Origin of the sequence: Bradyrhizobium sp. 186 (assembly GCF_023101685.1) — a bacterium.
In the GTDB taxonomy this organism is placed as follows: Bacteria; Pseudomonadota; Alphaproteobacteria; order Rhizobiales; family Xanthobacteraceae; genus Bradyrhizobium.
This window is the reverse complement of record NZ_CP082164.1, coordinates 6,915,938-6,932,116: the sequence shown is the minus strand read 5'-3', so window position 1 is coordinate 6,932,116 and position 16,179 is coordinate 6,915,938. Positions and strand designations below refer to the sequence as shown.

At 63.5% G+C, this 16,179-nt stretch carries 15 protein-coding genes; 9 read left to right on the top strand and 6 right to left on the bottom strand.

Features of this window, described 5'->3' with window-relative positions; all coding sequences use genetic code 11:
* Positions 1-184 precede the first annotated feature (184 nt).
* Entirely contained in the window at positions 185-1,399 is a 1,215-nt protein-coding gene (locus tag IVB18_RS33560; protein ID WP_247984597.1) for an NADP-dependent isocitrate dehydrogenase, read from the bottom strand.
* A gap of 338 nt (positions 1,400-1,737) precedes the next feature.
* Between IVB18_RS33560 and IVB18_RS33555 the strand changes: the two genes are divergently transcribed.
* Positions 1,738-2,943 carry a TrmJ/YjtD family RNA methyltransferase gene (locus IVB18_RS33555; protein WP_247984596.1) on the top strand — a complete coding sequence of 402 codons (1,206 nt, stop codon included), beginning with the start codon at positions 1,738-1,740 and terminating at the stop codon, positions 2,941-2,943.
* Positions 2,944-3,222: 279 nt separating this feature from the next.
* The gene (locus IVB18_RS33550; RefSeq protein WP_247984595.1) at positions 3,223-3,666 is read left to right on the top strand and encodes a DoxX family protein; all 444 of its coding nucleotides are present in this window, start codon (positions 3,223-3,225) and stop codon (positions 3,664-3,666) included.
* Between the two features lie 6 nt (positions 3,667-3,672).
* Here IVB18_RS33550 and IVB18_RS33545 read toward each other — a convergent pair whose 3' ends face one another.
* From IVB18_RS33545 to IVB18_RS33535, 3 genes are all read right to left on the bottom strand, one after another.
* Positions 3,673-3,822 (bottom strand): hypothetical protein, encoded by a 150-nt coding sequence (locus IVB18_RS33545; protein WP_247984594.1) that lies wholly within the window; start codon positions 3,820-3,822, stop codon positions 3,673-3,675.
* Between the two features lie 505 nt (positions 3,823-4,327).
* Positions 4,328-5,056, bottom strand: coding sequence for an alcohol dehydrogenase catalytic domain-containing protein (locus IVB18_RS33540; RefSeq protein ID WP_247984593.1), 729 nt, complete (start codon positions 5,054-5,056; stop codon positions 4,328-4,330).
* On the bottom strand, positions 5,053-5,460 hold the full coding sequence (locus IVB18_RS33535) for a helix-turn-helix transcriptional regulator (RefSeq protein ID WP_247984592.1): 408 nt from the start codon (positions 5,458-5,460) through the stop codon (positions 5,053-5,055). The genes IVB18_RS33540 and IVB18_RS33535 overlap by 4 nt, the downstream gene beginning before the upstream one ends.
* Between IVB18_RS33535 and IVB18_RS33530 the strand changes: the two genes are divergently transcribed.
* Entirely contained in the window at positions 5,425-7,005 is a 1,581-nt protein-coding gene (locus IVB18_RS33530; RefSeq protein WP_247984591.1) for an alpha/beta fold hydrolase, read from the top strand. The genes IVB18_RS33535 and IVB18_RS33530 overlap by 36 nt on opposite strands.
* Before the next feature lie 120 nt (positions 7,006-7,125).
* Here the strand turns inward: IVB18_RS33530 and IVB18_RS33525 are convergent, their stop codons facing one another.
* The gene (locus IVB18_RS33525) at positions 7,126-7,794 is read right to left on the bottom strand and encodes a TetR/AcrR family transcriptional regulator (protein WP_247984590.1); all 669 of its coding nucleotides are present in this window, start codon (positions 7,792-7,794) and stop codon (positions 7,126-7,128) included.
* A 246-nt stretch (positions 7,795-8,040) separates the two neighbouring features.
* On the opposite strand from IVB18_RS33525, the gene IVB18_RS33520 reads away from it, so the two are divergent.
* The 3 genes from IVB18_RS33520 to IVB18_RS33510 are packed head-to-tail and all read left to right on the top strand — an operon-like array spanning position 8,041 to position 10,661.
* Positions 8,041-8,583 carry an OsmC family protein gene (locus IVB18_RS33520; RefSeq protein WP_247984589.1) on the top strand — a complete coding sequence of 181 codons (543 nt, stop codon included), beginning with the start codon at positions 8,041-8,043 and terminating at the stop codon, positions 8,581-8,583.
* A 36-nt stretch (positions 8,584-8,619) separates the two neighbouring features.
* Positions 8,620-9,732 carry an acyl-CoA dehydrogenase family protein gene (locus tag IVB18_RS33515; RefSeq protein WP_247984588.1) on the top strand — a complete coding sequence of 371 codons (1,113 nt, stop codon included), beginning with the start codon at positions 8,620-8,622 and terminating at the stop codon, positions 9,730-9,732.
* A 50-nt stretch (positions 9,733-9,782) separates the two neighbouring features.
* On the top strand, positions 9,783-10,661 hold the full coding sequence (locus IVB18_RS33510) for a sulfurtransferase (protein WP_247984587.1): 879 nt from the start codon (positions 9,783-9,785) through the stop codon (positions 10,659-10,661).
* Between the two features lie 48 nt (positions 10,662-10,709).
* Here IVB18_RS33510 and IVB18_RS33505 read toward each other — a convergent pair whose 3' ends face one another.
* Positions 10,710-12,641, bottom strand: a complete 1,932-nt coding sequence (locus tag IVB18_RS33505; RefSeq protein ID WP_247984586.1) for a sigma 54-interacting transcriptional regulator — start codon at positions 12,639-12,641, stop codon at positions 10,710-10,712.
* Between the two features lie 162 nt (positions 12,642-12,803).
* Between IVB18_RS33505 and IVB18_RS33500 the strand changes: the two genes are divergently transcribed.
* The 3 genes from IVB18_RS33500 (at position 12,804) to IVB18_RS33490 (ending at position 16,148) form a co-directional block, all read left to right on the top strand.
* Complete coding sequence (locus IVB18_RS33500) at positions 12,804-14,186, top strand: CmpA/NrtA family ABC transporter substrate-binding protein (protein ID WP_247984585.1); 1,383 nt, start codon at positions 12,804-12,806, stop codon at positions 14,184-14,186.
* Positions 14,187-14,367: 181 nt separating this feature from the next.
* The gene (ntrB, locus tag IVB18_RS33495) at positions 14,368-15,210 is read left to right on the top strand and encodes a nitrate ABC transporter permease (RefSeq protein WP_247984584.1); all 843 of its coding nucleotides are present in this window, start codon (positions 14,368-14,370) and stop codon (positions 15,208-15,210) included.
* Between the two features lie 5 nt (positions 15,211-15,215).
* Complete coding sequence (locus IVB18_RS33490) at positions 15,216-16,148, top strand: ABC transporter ATP-binding protein (RefSeq protein ID WP_247984583.1); 933 nt, start codon at positions 15,216-15,218, stop codon at positions 16,146-16,148.
* The last annotated feature ends 31 nt before the right edge of the window (positions 16,149-16,179 follow it).

The window sequence follows — 16,179 nt, the reverse complement described above, 5'->3', positions numbered from 1 at the left end:
GCCTTGACTTGATCTGCGCGCGCCATCCTGCAGAACCCGCGGTCGGGACGAAGAGGTGGCTGCAGTCGAACAAAAAGGTGACTGCTCATCCTTGACATACACATTCCCCATGTGAGCAATCCAGGATCTGTCCGCAGATGCAGTCTGGATTGCTTCGCTTCGCAATGACGGGGCTACAGGCAGCTTACGCCGCCAGCGCCTTCTCGAGGTTCTCGGCGACCTTGTCGAGGAAGCCGGTGGTCGACAGCCAGCGCTGGTCGGCGCCGACCAGCAGCGCGAGGTCCTTGGTCATGTAGCCTTCTTCGACGGTGTCGACGCAGACCTTCTCCAGCGTGTTCGCGAACTTCGCCAGCTCCGCATTGTTGTCGAGCTTGGCACGGTGCGACAGGCCACGGGTCCAAGCAAAGATCGACGCGATCGAGTTGGTCGAGGTCTCCTTGCCCTTCTGGTGCTCGCGGTAGTGGCGGGTCACGGTGCCGTGGGCGGCCTCGGCTTCGACCGTCTTGCCGTCCGGGGTGAGCAGCACCGAGGTCATCAGGCCGAGCGAGCCGTAGCCCTGCGCGACCGTGTCGGACTGCACGTCGCCGTCGTAGTTCTTGCAGGCCCAGACATAGCCGCCGGACCATTTCAGAGCCGAGGCCACCATGTCGTCGATCAGGCGGTGCTCGTAGGTCAGCCCCTTGGCCTCGAATTCCTTCTTGAACTCGCGGTCGTAGATGTCCTGGAAGATGTCCTTGAAGCGGCCGTCATAGACCTTGAGGATGGTGTTCTTGGTCGAGAGATAGACCGGGTAGTTGCGCAGCAGGCCGTAATTGAGGGAGGCGCGGGCGAAGTCGATGATGGAGTCGTCGAGATTGTACATCTCCATGGCGACGCCGGCGCCCGGGGCCTTGAACACTTCCTTCTCGATCACGGTGCCGTCCTCGCCGACGAACTTCATCGACAGCGTGCCCTTGCCCGGGAACTTGATGTCGGTGGCGCGGTACTGGTCGCCATAGGCATGGCGGCCGATGATGATCGGCTTGCTCCAGCCGGGAACGAGGCGCGGCACGTTCTTGCAGATGATCGGCTCGCGGAAGATGCAGCCGCCGAGGATGTTGCGGATGGTGCCGTTCGGCGACTTCCACATCTGCTTGAGGTTGAACTCCTTCACCCGGGCCTCGTCCGGGGTGATGGTGGCGCACTTCACGCCCACGCCGACCTTCTTGATGGCTTCGGCGGAGTCGATGGTGACCTGATCGTTGGTCTCGTCGCGGTGCTCCATCCCCAGGTCGAAATAGAGCAGCTGGACATCGAGGAACGGGGTGATCAGCTTGTCCTTGATGTACTGCCAGATGATCCGGGTCATCTCGTCGCCATCGAGTTCGACGACGGGGTTGGTCACCTTGATTTTTGCCATGATCGGGGAAGCCTCTTGGGAACGGCGCTTTCGGCGCGCCACGGGAATATCCGCCGCCTCTTAGCACCCGGACGCGGCGGGCGAAAGCCAAGGGATTATGCAGTTTTAGCTCATCCAGCTTGCGCAGATGGGGAGCGGCAGCCCGCCGTTCGGCCGAGGTGGGGTGAAGTTTCAGGCGAGATTCAAAAGTCGAATCCAACCCGTTATTTCCCTTGAGAATTTTGCCAGGACAGGCAAACGACAGGCGAGCGGGACAAAGCCGGCCGGGCGGCCGGCTTGAATCAATTCCTGAGGCGGCCTCTCCAAGGCCTTGAGAACCAGCGTGAAAGAGAAGCGAGATGTCGGGGACTGACAAGAGCAAGGCGGGCCTCGCCCTCGATGGTCCCATCGTGATCCTGGTCGAGCCGCAGCTCGGCGAGAACATCGGCATGGCGGCGCGCGCCATGGGCAACTTTGCCCTGAGCCACTTGCGCATCGTCAATCCCCGCGACGGCTGGCCCAACATCGCGGCCCAGCGCGCGGCCGCCGGCGCCGACCACATTCTGGAACGGGTCGAATTGTTCGACACGGTCGAGCAGGCGGTTGCCGATCTCGACCTGCTGTTCGCCACCTCGGCGCGCGCCCACGACCAGGCCAAGCCGGTGGTGGGTCCGGAAGCCGCCGCGGCCGAGATCTCCGCGCACGTCGCCACCGGCGGTAAGGCCGGCATCCTGTTCGGCCGGGAGCGCTGGGGGCTGACCAACGAGGAGGTTGGCCTGTCCAACCGCATCATCACCTTCCCGGTCAATCCGGGCTTTGCCTCGCTGAACCTCGCCCAGGCCGTGCTGCTGATCGGCTATGAATGGTTCAAGCGGGCGACGTCGGGGGAGTTGCCGCACGCCATGCCCGAGCGTTCGGAGCGCGCCTCGCAGCACCAGATGCAGGCCTTCTTCGACAACCTCGTGCGCGAGCTCGACCGGGTCGAGTTTTTGCGTCCGGCCGAGAAGCGCGACACCATGCTGGTCAATTTGCGCAACATCTTCACTCGGATGGAGCCGACCAAGCAGGACATCCACACTTTGCACGGCGTGGTCATGGCGATCGCGGAGGGACGGAAAGGGCCTGCCAAGGGCGGCGTGCTCGACGGCGAACAGGCGACGCGGCTCCGCGCGCTTCTGGCCGAGCACGGGCAGGGCGGGGCGCCCGACAGCGGCAGCACCGTGCGCGGGCTCGCGCGCCTGCTCCGCCGCAATCCGACCGACGCCGAGCGCCTGCTCTGGCAGGCACTGACCCGCGACCGGCGCTTCGCCGGCCAGTTCAAGCGCCAGACCCCGGTCGGCCGCCACATTCCGGATTTTGTCTCGTTCCCGCACCGGATCGCGATCGAGCTGGTGAACCCGGGCGAGACCGAGATGATCGTCGCTGACCGGGCGGCGCGTCGGGCGTGGCTGGAAGCGCGCGACTATCGGGTGATCGAGATGCGGGCGGCGGACGTGGAGCGGGATCTGGCGGCCGAGCTGGCGCGGCTTGAGGGGATGATGGCGGAAGGATCGAGCGCGTCGTAGGCGGTAGCTTAGGGCGCGTGCTGATAATCCACTTAGCCTGCATCCACTCAGCCGGCGAATATGTCACGTCCGCTTATCCTCGCGAGGGACAGTGGCGGCTCGCCCTGCCGGGTCTGCGAAGCTCCATTTTCAGACGGGCCAATTCTGACGAAGCGGGCTTCGTTTGCACGCGCCAAAGAGCCAATGACAGCGCTTCGTGTGATCCGCCAATCATGATAGGTTGGCTGTCGGCAGAGGAAGTGTTCAGCCGGTCGTGGACAACAAAGGGGGACTCTATCAGTGAAATCCCATTTTGAGTCGCTGGCAGTCGACGAGTTCGCCACAAGGAGAGCTGGCGTACTGATCTTGATTGGCCGCATTCTACTTGCGTGGTTATTCGTCGGAAGCGCGTACGGAGCGCTATCCAACTTCAGCGGCTCGGTAGGCTATTTTAGGTCCCTGAACCTTCCAGCACCTGAGCTGTTCACTATCACGAGCATCGCAGTGGAAGTATTGATATCCGTTGGTTTGATATTGGGCGTCGGTACGCGCTACTGCGCAGTTCTGATGTTTGTGTTCGTACTAGCCGCGACGATTGTTGGACATCGCTACTGGGAATATCCCGCCGGTGCGCAGCAGATTGGTCAATACAACAATTTTTTGAAGAACATTTCGATCATGGGAGGCGCGATGTTGATCTTCGTCACCGGAGCAGGCCGTTTCAGTTTCGATCGGGCATCGTAGCCGGCGTCACTTCACCTTGAGCTTGAATGCGTCCTCGATCACTCGGCGGATGCTCTTTGAGAGCGGCTTCAAAGCATTGCCCACGAAGGCGAAGAGAAGCATCAGCCACGTCGCGAGCGCGGCACACCACAGCACGACTTCCAGTATCTCAGGCATGATGCCCTCTCAAAAAATAACTTCTCTGAAATGGGGCAAGTGTTGCTTAATGGAGCCGACACCGCAAGTCGTCCTGAGAGTGGTGGCGCGCCGAAACACTCGAAATCAGCTCTAAGAACAGTTTGCTGGCTGCGGGCAGCCTTGCGTCAACGGAAGCAGACCGCCCATGCGACCGCGAAGAGTGGCTCGGGATGGAGAACCAGCGATCATGCCAAAGCATGCGCAAAGGGCGGTTTGAAGGAATCCTGGCAAGGCGGTATCGGCCACGGCGGCTCTGGGCCAAGAGGCGAAGTGCCGGAGCTGCCTATAAGTAAGTCTGGCTGACCCGTTCGAAGCGGACATCCCACACATTCGAGTACACGCGTAACCCTCCGCTTTCCTCGACTTGCGGCACGGTGGATTACGCCTTCCGCCGTCGCTCGTGGAGCCATGGCGGAAGGCGCAACCCACCTCTTCACTATCAACGTGCCGAGAGAGGTGGTGGATTACGCTGCGCTAGTCCACCCTACGAAGCGCGCCCGAGCTGCACGTCGCGTTCGACCACAATCCATGTCGCCCGGGCCACGGCCAGCAACGTCCCGGCTTCATCATGGGCCGCGGCTCCGGCAACGCGTTTGCGGCCGTCGCGGCCGGTCGGCCAGGCCGTGATGACGCAGCGTTCGCCTGGGCGAGGCCGTGCCTTGATCCGTGCCGACATCCTTCCCAACAGGATCGGTGCCTGGTCGTAGCTACCGCTCTGCTGAATGTAATTGCAGGCATAGCCGGTGGGACAATCGAGCGCCGACCAGAGAAATTCGGGGGCGACCAAGCCATCCTCGGCTGTCAAATTCGGATCCGGTGTCCAGGTCGCGGCGAGGACGGCCGTAGCTTTGTGCGAATGACGCCCCAGCGGTCCGGCAAAAATGCGCAGGCCGTCTCCGCTCTTCGATTCCTTTGCGATCATTCGTTCGGCGTAGCCGCCAATCCAACTGCTGCATGCCACGCGATCGCCCGGCTTGAATTTCGTGACCTCTTCGCCGGCTGCGACGATGATTCCGGCCGCTTCGGTGCCGGGCACGAAGGGTGTCTGTGGCCGCATCTGGTAGAGGCCCGAGACCAGCAACTGGTCCATGAAGCTCACGGAGGCGGCGTGGACGTCGATCAGAACTTCATCCCCGGCCGGTTTTGGCGCTTCGATCTCGCCGACGCGCAGGTCTTCCGGCCCGGTGAAGGAATGGCATAGAACCGCTCTCATCGTGGGACTCCAACGGGTTGTCTACTCACCACTTCGTCATCCGCCGATTCTCTCAGCGGCGTCGCATATCCCGCGACGAGCTTGACGAAATCGGCCTGTCGCGCGGTGCCGGTCTTTTCAAACAGGCGGCTGACATGCGTCCTGATCGTCGAATCAGCAACGCCGAGTGCCGCTGCCACTTCGGGAACGCCGCCGAGTTCGACGATCGCGAGCAGTACGCGCAACTCGGTCGGCGTCAATTTGAATGCCTTGCCGATCACTTCGGAACAAGGCGGTATCGTCAGCGCCACCTTGCGCACGAACAATGCTGCCACGGCGCTGTAGGCGACGCCCGCACGTCGGCGCGTGCCGGAGGTCAACGGCAGGGCATGGGCGACGTGGCGCTGCCCATCGCTCCCGATCATCGGCACTGCGATTCCGCTGGCGCCGAGGGCCGTGTCGCCGTGCCCGGCCGCGGCGAAGACGTGTCGCAATGTCTTGTTGACCGTCGGATCGCAGGCCGCCAGGTGGCCGCGGATCTCGTGCAGGATGTCGCGCGCATCGAGAATGGCTTGCCCGGCAGTATTGGCGTGAACGAGACGCCCGTCCGCGTCGACGAGATACAGGCCGGTGTCAAGCCCCCGACCGACCGCACCAGCCTGCGATGGTCCCCGGAGGTCGAGCTGAGGGTCGATATGCATCTGTTCGAGAGCGCCTGCGACCGCGGCAACTTTGACGAAGCCTGCCTGATCTATCGGGGTGACTTCCTGGCGGGCTTCGCTCTGGGCGACTGTCCCGAATTCGACGACTGGGCGTTCTTTCGGCGGGAGGCGCTGAGGGGACGGCTCATGCACGCGCTGGAGCGTCTCGTGCAGGACGAGAACGCCGCCGGCGAACATTTTGCCGCGACAGCGCATGCGGGACGTCTGGTCGAGCTCGATCCGCTAAGCGAGGTGTATGGCCGGCATCTGATCCGCAGTCTTCTGCTTGCCGGCGACCGAAGCGCGGCAGAACGGCACCACGCGGCACTGACACAGCGGCTGCGCGACGAGCTTGGCGTTGCACCGGAAGCCGCGACCGAAGCCCTCATGGGCCCCAACGGGGATTCATTGCTCGCTGCCGTTCCGACAACGCGCTACGTCAAGGGCGCCGGTGTGCATTTGGCGTATCAGACCTACGGAAGCGGCCCGCTTGATATTTTGGTCATGCCCGGCTTCGTGTCGCACGTGGAACGCGCCTGGGAGCATCCCGCGAGCCGCACGTTTCTGGCGTCATTGATGAGACTGGGGCGACTGATTGTTTTCGATCGTCGTGGTATCGGGCTGTCCGACCGGGTCGGATCAGCCCCTGGTATCGAAGTCACTGCGGAGGATATTGGCACCGTGCTGCGGGCGGCGGACGCGCGTCGCGTCGTCTTGTTCGGGGCGTCGGAGTGTGGACCGGCCTGCATCAAGTTTGCGGTCGATCAACCGCGACTCACGGCCGGGCTGATTCTGTTCGGCGCGCTGGCCAAGGGCTGTTGGGCGGCGGACTATCCGCACGCACTGCGCGCAAGCCAGTATGACGCCTGGAGCCAGCAACTCGTCGCTCAATGGGGTGGCCCGGCCGGGATCGAAACCTTCGCGCCGAGCCTTGCCCGTGATCCTCAGGCGCGCGCCTGGTGGGCCGGGCTGCTGCGCGCGGCCTCCAGTCCCGGCGGCATCTCGGCTGTGCTCGAGGCGTTTCGCGACGCCGACGTGCGACACCTTCTGGCGCAAATTGCCGTGCCGACGCTGGTGCTGCACCGGCGGGACGACCAGGCTGTGCGTATCGCGGCCGGCCGCGATGTAGCAAGCCGGATCACCGGTGCTCAATTCGTCGAGCTCGACGGCAATGATCATTGGTTCTTTGCAGGTGATCAGCAACCCGTGATCGAGGCGATCAAGCGATTCACTGGCGCTTTGCCGCGCGACGGGAGGTCGGGGCGGTAGGGCAGTTTCGTAGGCTGGGCAAAGCGAAGCGTGCCCACCCTGTTTCGATCGATCAACTGAGGTGGTGTTGGTGGGCACGGCGCTTCGCGCCTTTGCCCACCCTACGAGATCACGACGAGATCACACCGCTTCGAGCTGATCCGCTGCGCGTTTCTTCTTCGCTTTCGACTGGGTTAGCAGCGGGCTTGCCACGAGCGCCGCCGTATCGGCCACGCCCGGATCGCGCGACACCATCGCCGCGACGATGGCGCCGTCGATCAACAGGCCGAGCTGATGCGCGAGCATTGCGGGCTCGCTTGATCCGAGCTCGGCGGCGAGCTTCTCGATGTGGCCGAGCACGATCTTCTTGTGCTTCATGGCGATGTTGCGGAACAGCTTCTGGTCCTTGTCGTGCTCGCCCACCGCATTGATGAAGGGGCAGCCGTAGAACCGCTCCTCGGCGAACCAGCTCTTCAGCGCGGGGAAGATGCGCGTGAGTTTGGTCTGCGCGTCGCCACCGCCTTCCTCCATGGCGCCGATGAACCATTCGCGCCAATGCTTGCCCTCGCTCTCCAGCACCGCGTTGACGAGATTGGTCTTGGAGCCGAACAGCTTGTAGAGCGTGGTCTTCGCGGTGCCGGCTTCCTCGATGATCGCATCGATGCCGGTGGCGTTGATTCCGTTCTTGCAGAATAGATGCGTCGCCGCGTTGAGCAGGCGGCCGCGCGGGGATTCGTCGTCACCCGCGCCCGAATGAGGCGCGCTTGCAGTTTTCTTCAGTGACGACTTGTTCAGTGACGATTTGGCCATGGGCCGCAACTTAATCGCAGCTGCGCCGCATCGGCAAGCCGCATCTGTTTTGCGCCGAAAAGATTCGCATCCATTCGCACAACTGCATCGCCTTTGAGCAAGAGGCGGTTGATCAATCCGCAGGCAGCATTCGCTAAGCGGCTCCAATGCTTCGCATTTTGATTTGGATCTCGTCTGGCACGCTCCATGCAAGGAAACAGACCGTTCGGTATCCTATCGACTTTCCGACTCCCAGGGAGAAAACTGATGACTGCGGTCGTTCAAAAAACGGTGCTGACTGGCTGCCTCGCGCCGATCGACAGAGGCGGGCTCGAGCAACTGATCGCCAACGGCAAGGCCAATCCGAAGGTCATCAAGACCTTGAAGTGCAAGACGGTCGCGGAGGGCAAGTTCCGCCACGCCAACTACATCCGCAACCTGCCGCCCTATATCGTCGACGAGCCGCCGGGGCTTTTGGGCGACGACACCGCGCCCAATCCGTCGGAGGCCTCGCTCGCCGCGCTCGGATCCTGCCTCGCGGTCGGCCTGCACGCCAACGCCGTGCATCGCGGCTGGATCGTCAACAAGCTCGAGCTCGAGCTCGAAGGCGATCTCAACATCACCGCGGTCTGGGGCACCGGCGATGTCTCGGACAAGCCGGTCGGCTTCACCGATGTGCGCGTCAAGGTGGACATGGAATGCGAGGGCATCTCGCCGGACGAGATCAATGCGCTGGTTGCCCATGTGAAGAAATGGTCGCCGGTTGCCAACACCTTCAGCCGTCCGGTCAATCTCGAGGTCGGCATCTAGCGGTCAGCGGCGGTGGAAAAGGTGCGGGAGACGATTATGGGTTCACTGGCTTTATCGCGGGTCGAAGCTTTAGATCAGCCCGCACCGACCATTGCAGGCGAGGTGGCGCGGATCGCGCGGGAGCAGCTTGCGCCGCTCGCGGCCGGCATCGATGCCGGCTCGGTCTATCCGGCCGAGGTGCTGCGCCAGTTCGGCGAGGTCGGCGCCTGGGGCAGTCATATGCCCCACGAAGGGCCTGCCGACCTCCGTTGCGCCATCCAGGCGATGGCGGCGATCGGCGAGGTCTGCGGCGCCACGGCGTTCATGGCCTGGTGCCAGAACACGGTGGTCTGGTACGCGGCCAATTCGACCAACATGAAGCTCGCGAAACGTTTCGGCGACGGCTTCTCGACCGGCCGGCTGCTCGGCGGCACCGGGCTCTCCAATCCGATGAAGAGTTTTTTCGGCATCGAGAAGCTCAAGTTAAAGGGACGCAAAGTCGAGGGCGGCTACATCGTGCGCGGCGCGCTGCCCTGGGTCTCCAATCTCGGCCCCGACCATTATTTCGGCACTATCTTCGAGCGCGAGGACGAGCCGGGTCCGGTTATGTTTCTGGCCGATTGCTCCGATCCCGCGATCACGCTGACGCCTTGCAAGCCGTTCCTCGCAATGGACGGCACCGGCACCTATGGCGTGCAGTTCCGCGACGTCTTCGTGCCGGACGAGCTGATCCTCGCCGATCCCGCGGGACCCTTCGTGAAGAAGATTCGCGCCGGCTTCATCCTGCTCCAGGCCGGGATGGCACTCGGGCTGATCCGGGACTGCATCAACATCATGGACGAGGTCGGCGGTCCTCTCGGCCACATCAACCGCTATCTGCCGCAGCAGCCGGTGCACTTTCGCGATCTCGCTGCCGAGCTCGAGGCGGAGACCATGGCGCTGGCGCGCGATCCCTACAATGAAGAGGAAACCTACTGGCGCAAGGTGATCGCGCTGCGCTTGCGCGCGGGCGAAGCCAGCGTCGCGGCGGCGCATGCGGCGATGCTGCACTGTGGCGCGCGTGGCTACCTTAGGAGTCACCGCGTGCAGCGGCGCCTGCGCGAGGCCTATTTCGTCGCGATCGTCACGCCCGCCACCAAGCAGTTGCGCAAGATGCTCGCCGACGCCTGAGCTCACCGAGTCCACCCCGAAGACCACTTAACCTCAACGGAGAGGCTGCCATGACTGACGTCCTGATTACTGCCGTCGAACTCGCCGATCTCTTGAAGACCGAGCCGTGTGTCATCGTCGACACCCGCAATCCCGACGCCTACGCCGCCGGGCATCTTCCCAACGCCGTCAACGTCCACGAGATTTTCACCTTTCTCGCGACCTCCACGCCGGAAGGCATCAGCGAGCTGAAGACCAAATTCGCCGACGCTTTCGGCGGCGCCGGCCTGTCCGGCAAGGAAACCGCTGTCATCTACGAGCAGTCGATGAATTCGGGCTTCGGCCAGTCCTGCCGCGGCTACTATCTCCTGACCATGCTCGGCTATCCCAAGATCAAGGTACTGCATGGCGGCTTCGATGCCTGGGCGGGTGCAGGCTTCCCGGTGACGAAGGATGTTCCGGCGCCGGCGAAGGCCTCGTTCTCGATCGTGCCTGAAGCTGGCGAGATCCTGATCGATGCGAAGGCCATGCTCGGCGCCGTCGGCAAGCCCGGTATCGCGATCCTCGACGTGCGCGACGTCGACGAGTGGATCGGCGACAGCTCGTCTCCGTATGGGAAGGATTTCTGCCCGCGCAAGGGCCGCATTCCCGGCGCGGTGTGGCTGGAATGGTATCGCATGATGAAGCCGACCGCCGAAGGTCCGCGCTTCAAATCCAAGGACGAGATCCTGGCGGAATGCGCCACCGTCGGCATCTCGACGACCACTCCGGTCTATCTCTACTGCTTCAAGGGCGCGCGCGCATCGAACACCTTCCTCGCGCTCAAGAACGCAGGCGTGAAGGACGTGCGGATGTATTTCGGTTCCTGGAACGAGTGGTCGCGCGATCCCTCGCTGCCGATCGAGCAGGGCCTGCCGGTTGCGCCGGGGGTTACGACCAAGGCGGCTTGAGGCGCCACGTGTTGGAGTCTGATCCGGTGGATCAAACTCCGGTCGGTGCTAACCGTTCACGCCGGCACGCGCACGCGGCGCAATCCCAAGCGCCTTGATCCGCGATGCCAGCGTGGTCGGCCTGACATCCAGCATCTCCGCCGCACCTCCGGGGCCGAAGACTTTCCCTCCGCAGGCTTCGAGCGCGGCCAGGATGTTCGCGCGCTCGTGGTCGCGCATCTCCGACGAGGTCATGACCGCTGGCCGCGCATCGGCCTTCTGGCGCGCCGCGCCGGTCGCTGGTTGTGCGCCGGATGCATCAGGCAGATCGATGCGCAGCCGGCCGTTCTGCGACAGGATTGCCGCGCGCTCGATCACGTTCTGAAGTTCGCGAACATTGCCGGGCCAGTCGTAGCGCGTCAGTCGCCGCGCATCGCCCTCCGACAGCCGCAGGTTGGATTTCAGTGCCTTGCTTTCGCGCGTCAGGAAATGCTGGGCCAGCAGCGGAATGTCCTCCCGCCGCTCGCGCAGCGGCACCGTTTCGATCGGGAATACGTTGAGGCGGAAATAGAGGTCCTCGCGGAACCGTCCGCGCTGCACCTCCTGCTTGAGCTCGCGGTTCGTCGCGGCGATCACGCGGACATCCACGGTGCGTGTGCGCTCCTGTCCGACGCGCTCGAAATTGCCTTCCTGCAAGACCCGCAGCAGCTTGCCCTGCAATTCCAGCGGGATTTCGCCGACTTCGTCTAAAAACAGCGTGCCGCCATCGGCTAGCTCGAAGCGGCCGATGCGGTCGCGGGTCGCGCCGGTGAAGGCGCCGCGGACATGGCCGAAGAATTCGCTCTCGAACAGCTCGCGCGGGATCGCCGCACAGTTGACGCGGATCAGCGGCCGGTCGCTGCGGCCGGAGGCGTCATGGATAGCGCGCGCGATCAATTCCTTGCCGGCGCCGGATTCGCCGGTGATCATCACCGCCGCCGTGGTTGGGGCCACCAGCTTGACCTGACGCAGCGTCTTCTGGATCGCCTCGCTCTGCCCGATGATGCCGCGAGGATTGGTCTCGATGCGGATTTCTTCCTGGAGGTAGGCGTTTTCGAGCTCGAGCCGCTCGCGCAGGCGATCGACTTCGGCGAGCGCCGCATGCAGCTTCTCGTCGGCCTCGCGCCGTTGGCTGACGTCGCGAAACACCACGACCGCGCCCACGACGCCGCCGCGGTCGCGGATCGGGGTCGAAGTGTATTCGACCCACGCCGGCGAGCCGTCCTTGCGCCAAAACACTTCGCTGTCGACTTGATGCACCGCGCCGTCGCGGAAAGCCGCGTAGATTGGGCAGTCGTGATCGGGATAGTGGCGGCCGTCGTGATGGGTGTGGTGCACGATCGGGTGAATTTCCTTGCCGACCAACTCCTCGGCGGTCCAGCCCAGCATCCGCTCGGCCGCCGGGTTCACAAAGGTGGTCTTGCCCTCGGCGTTCACGCCATAGATGCCTTCGCCGGCGGCGCGCAGGATGAGCTGGTTCTCGCGCTCGATGTCCTGAAACACCCGCTCGACCCGCTGCCAGGTGGAAATCCCGCCGCGCATGTGGTCCTCAGCTGCTGCATCGACATTGCGCCGGCGGCGGGCTTCGAGATCAGTGAGGGTGAGCAGCACGAGGGTATGGCCGTCATGGTTGACGACACAGCCCGAATACTCGAGCCGGAGGTCCTGGCCAGTGGCGTGACGCGGCGTGAGCGAGGTCGTCCAGTATGCGCTCTTGTGCAGCACGGCCTGAGTGAACACGGTAAGCGCCGGCAACTGCCCTGTGTGAAGGGTGCTGACCTTAGTCTGCCGCAACAGCGCACGGTCGTAACCGAGCAGACCGCAGGCCGCCGGATTCGCGTCGACGATCCGATCGTCATAGGGGTCAAGCAACAGCGTCGCCTCGATGGAAGATTCGAAGGCGGCAATGCGCCAGTCGATGGACTGGAGTGGTGCTTCGGATGCGACCGAGAGATCTGGCATAGCTACGATATTTCGTAATTAAGTTACGAATTTTCGTATATCACGAGTTTTCGTAATAGCCTAGGCCGTGTAAAATCCCCGCGTCATCAAGGCCCTGGCGCAGGCCAAGGCGGTGGCATGCTCCTTGCGTAACTCCTTCTGCAGTGTCGCGCAGGAGGTCCGATGTCCACATTCGACAATCCGTTTGATCCCAACCGCAATCTGCAGGCCGGTTGCGTCTGCGGCGAGCATCGCTCCGCGGCGGAGCATGATCAGGCCTCGCTGGCGTTCGGTTGCGAGCCGGTCGAGAGCGAGGAGAAGCGTTACGAGGGCGTGGTTGCCTCCGCCGTCATGCGCGCGATATTTCCGCAGGACGTGGCGCGGCGCGCCTTCCTGAAATCGGTCGGTGCGTCGACGGCGCTTGCGGCGTTGTCGCAGTTTTTTCCGCTTCAGACCGCGACCGAAGTGTTCGCCCAGGCCGGAACCCCCGAGAAGAAGGATCTCAAGGTCGGCTTCATCCCGATCACCTGCGCCACGCCGATCATCATGGCGGCGCCGCTCGGCTTTTATGCCAAGCACGGCCTCAACGTCGAAGTGGTCAAGACCGCCGGTTGGGCCGTGATCCGCGACAAGACCATCAACAAGGAGTACGACGCCGCGCATATGCTGGCGCCGATGCCGATCGCGATCTCGCTGGGCCTCGGTGCCAACGCCATTCCGTTTGCCGTCCCCGCGATCGAGAACATCAACGGGCAGGGCATCGTGCTGGCGACGAAGCACAAGGACAGGCGCGATCCGAAGGACTGGAAAGGCCTGAAGTTCGCGATCCCGTTCGATTACTCCATGCACAACTATTTGCTGCGCTACTATCTCGCCGAGCACGGTCTCGATCCCGACACCGACGTGCAGTTGCGCTCGGTGCCGCCGCCGGAGATGGTCGCGAACCTGCGCGCCGACAACATTGACGGCTTCCTCGCGCCCGACAACGTCTGCCAGCGCGCGATCTATGACGGCGTCGGCTTCATGCACCTCTTGTCCAAGGAGATCTGGGACGGCCACCCCTGCTGCAGCTTCGCCGCCAGCCGCGAGTTCATCACGACCGCGCCGAACAGCTTTGCGGCGCTGACCCGCGCCATCGTCGATGCGACGGCCTATGCGTCGAAAGCGGAAAACCGCAAGCAGATCGCGGAGGCGATCGCGCCCGCCAACTACATCAACGCGCCGGTGACGGTGCTGGAGCAGGTCTTGACCGGCACCTATGCCGACGGTCTCGGCGGCGTGAAGACCGATGCCAAGCGCGTCGATTTCGATCCCTTCCCCTGGCAGTCGTTTGCAGTCTGGATGCTCACGCAGATGAAGCGCTGGGGCCAGATCAAGGGCGATGTCGACTACAAGGCGGTGGCCGAGCAGGTGTATCTGGCGACCGACACCAGGAAGCTGATGACCGAGATGGGCCTCACGCCGCCCGCCAGCGCCTACAAGTCGTTCGCAGTGATGGGCAAGACCTTCGATCCGGCGAAGCCGGACGATTACGTCGCGAGCTTCAAGATCAGGAAGGCGTCATGAGGGAGTTTGCTCTTCCTTCACCTCGCCCCGCTTGCGGGGAGAGGTCGACCGCGCAGCGGTCGGGTGAGGGGGACTCTCCGCGAGTCCGTCTCTTACCGAATTCGTGGAAGCAGGTCCCTCACCCCAACGCTCTCAGAGCGAGCGAAGCTCGTCTCGGCCCCGTAAGAACGGGGAGAGGGAGATGACCACCACCTCGCTCCGTCTCCGCGCGGGCCTCGTATCCATCGCGCTGCTCGCCGCATTTCTCGGCATCTGGCATCTCGCCACACGCTCGACCGGCACCGTCGCCACGATGACCCCAGAATACGCCAAGCTGATGGGCCTGACCGCGACGCAGGGCAAATCCGCCATGCCCGGGCCGCTCGACGTCGGAGCAAAGCTCTGGGAGCATTTGAAGCGGCCGTTCTATGACAACGGACCGAACGACAAGGGGCTCGGCATCCAGCTTGCCTATTCGATCGCACGCGTCGGCACCGGCTATTTGCTCGCCGTGCTCGTTGCGATCCCGCTCGGCTTCATCATCGGCATGTCGCCGCTGCTGAGCAAGGCGCTCGATCCCTTCATCCAGGTGTTGAAGCCGATCTCGCCGCTCGCCTGGATGCCGCTCGCGCTCTACACAATCAAGGATTCGTCGATCTCCGCGATCTTCGTGATCTTCATCTGCTCGATCTGGCCGATGCTGCTCAACACCGTCTTTGGCGTTGCCAGCGTGCGCAAGGAATGGATCAACGTCGCGCGCACGCTGGAGGTCGGCACCCTCAGGCGGGCCTTCACCGTGATCCTGCCGGCGGCAGCCCCGACGATTTTGACCGGCATGCGCATCTCCATCGGCATCGCCTGGCTCGTGATCGTCGCCGCCGAAATGCTCGTGGGCGGCACCGGCATCGGCTATTTCGTCTGGAACGAGTGGAACAACCTCTCGATCACCAACGTCATCATCGCGATCCTGCTGATCGGGATCATCGGCATGCTGCTCGACCAGATCCTCGCGCGCTTCACGCGCATGGTCACCTTTCCGGAGTAGGGCGCGTGACCGAAAAATTCATCTCCGTCGAAGGCATCGCAAAGCGTTATCCGGGCGCCAGCGGCGTCACGACCACCGTGTTCGAGAACCTGTGGCTGTCGATGGCGCGCGGCGAGTTTTGCTGCGTGATCGGCCATTCCGGCTGCGGCAAGACTACGGTGCTGAACATTCTCGCCGGGCTCGATGCGCCGAGCGAGGGGGCCGTCATCGTCGACGGGCAAGCCATTTCGGGTACGAGCCTCGATCGCGCCGTGATCTTCCAGAGCCACGCGCTGTTGCCCTGGCGCACGGTGCTCGGCAACGTCGCCTATGCCGTGAGCTCGAAATGGCGGAGCTGGGATCGCGCCAAGGTCAAGGCGCACGCGCAGACATTCATCGACCTCGTCGGGCTGACCGGCTCCGAGCACAAGCGTCCCTCGGAACTGTCCGGCGGCATGAAGCAGCGCGTCGGCATCGCGCGTGCGCTCTCGATCACGCCGAAGATGATGCTGATGGACGAGCCGTTCTCGGCACTGGACGCGCTGACGCGCGGCACGCTCCAGGACGAGGTGCGGCGGATTTGTCTGGAAACCGGGCAGACCGCGTTCATGATCACCCATGACGTGGACGAGGCGATTTACCTGGCCGACAAGATCTTTCTCATGACCAACGGTCCGGGCGCGATGCTGGCGGAGGTTGTCGAAAACCCGCTGCCCAAGGGTCGCGGCCGCACCGATCTGCACCGCCATCCGCTGTACTACGCGCTGCGCAACCACATCATCGATTTCCTGGTCAGCCGCAGCAAGAATTTTGCGGCCGAGAAGCCCGATCACGATCCCCGCAATGTGCCCATGGTACACATCGGCAAGCCCGACCTGGTGATTGCGACTGGCGCGATGGAGGCCAGCCCGAGAGAGACGTCATGGCCGGGCTTGTCCCGGCCATCCACGTCTTCCTAGCGCCGCCAAGAACGTGGATGCCCGGGACATT

What these genes read in the sequence shown, in the direction of transcription:
- IVB18_RS33530 (WP_247984591.1), top strand. Translation starts at nt 5,425, where the DNA reads ATGGGCGACGTGGCGCTGCCCATCGCTCCCGATCATCGGCACTGCGAT.
- IVB18_RS33515 (WP_247984588.1), top strand. Translation starts at nt 8,620, where the DNA reads ATGGGTTCACTGGCTTTATCGCGGGTCGAAGCTTTAGATCAGCCCGCA.
- IVB18_RS33560 (WP_247984597.1), bottom strand. Translation starts at nt 1,399, where the DNA reads ATGGCAAAAATCAAGGTGACCAACCCCGTCGTCGAACTCGATGGCGAC.
- IVB18_RS33520 (WP_247984589.1), top strand. Translation starts at nt 8,041, where the DNA reads ATGACTGCGGTCGTTCAAAAAACGGTGCTGACTGGCTGCCTCGCGCCG.
- IVB18_RS33510 (WP_247984587.1), top strand. Translation starts at nt 9,783, where the DNA reads ATGACTGACGTCCTGATTACTGCCGTCGAACTCGCCGATCTCTTGAAG.
- IVB18_RS33535 (WP_247984592.1), bottom strand. Translation starts at nt 5,460, where the DNA reads ATGATCGGGAGCGATGGGCAGCGCCACGTCGCCCATGCCCTGCCGTTG.
- IVB18_RS33525 (WP_247984590.1), bottom strand. Translation starts at nt 7,794, where the DNA reads ATGGCCAAATCGTCACTGAACAAGTCGTCACTGAAGAAAACTGCAAGC.
- ntrB (WP_247984584.1), top strand. Translation starts at nt 14,368, where the DNA reads ATGACCACCACCTCGCTCCGTCTCCGCGCGGGCCTCGTATCCATCGCG.
- IVB18_RS33555 (WP_247984596.1), top strand. Translation starts at nt 1,738, where the DNA reads ATGTCGGGGACTGACAAGAGCAAGGCGGGCCTCGCCCTCGATGGTCCC.
- IVB18_RS33505 (WP_247984586.1), bottom strand. Translation starts at nt 12,641, where the DNA reads ATGCCAGATCTCTCGGTCGCATCCGAAGCACCACTCCAGTCCATCGAC.
- IVB18_RS33540 (WP_247984593.1), bottom strand. Translation starts at nt 5,056, where the DNA reads ATGAGAGCGGTTCTATGCCATTCCTTCACCGGGCCGGAAGACCTGCGC.
- IVB18_RS33500 (WP_247984585.1), top strand. Translation starts at nt 12,804, where the DNA reads ATGTCCACATTCGACAATCCGTTTGATCCCAACCGCAATCTGCAGGCC.
- IVB18_RS33545 (WP_247984594.1), bottom strand. Translation starts at nt 3,822, where the DNA reads ATGCCTGAGATACTGGAAGTCGTGCTGTGGTGTGCCGCGCTCGCGACG.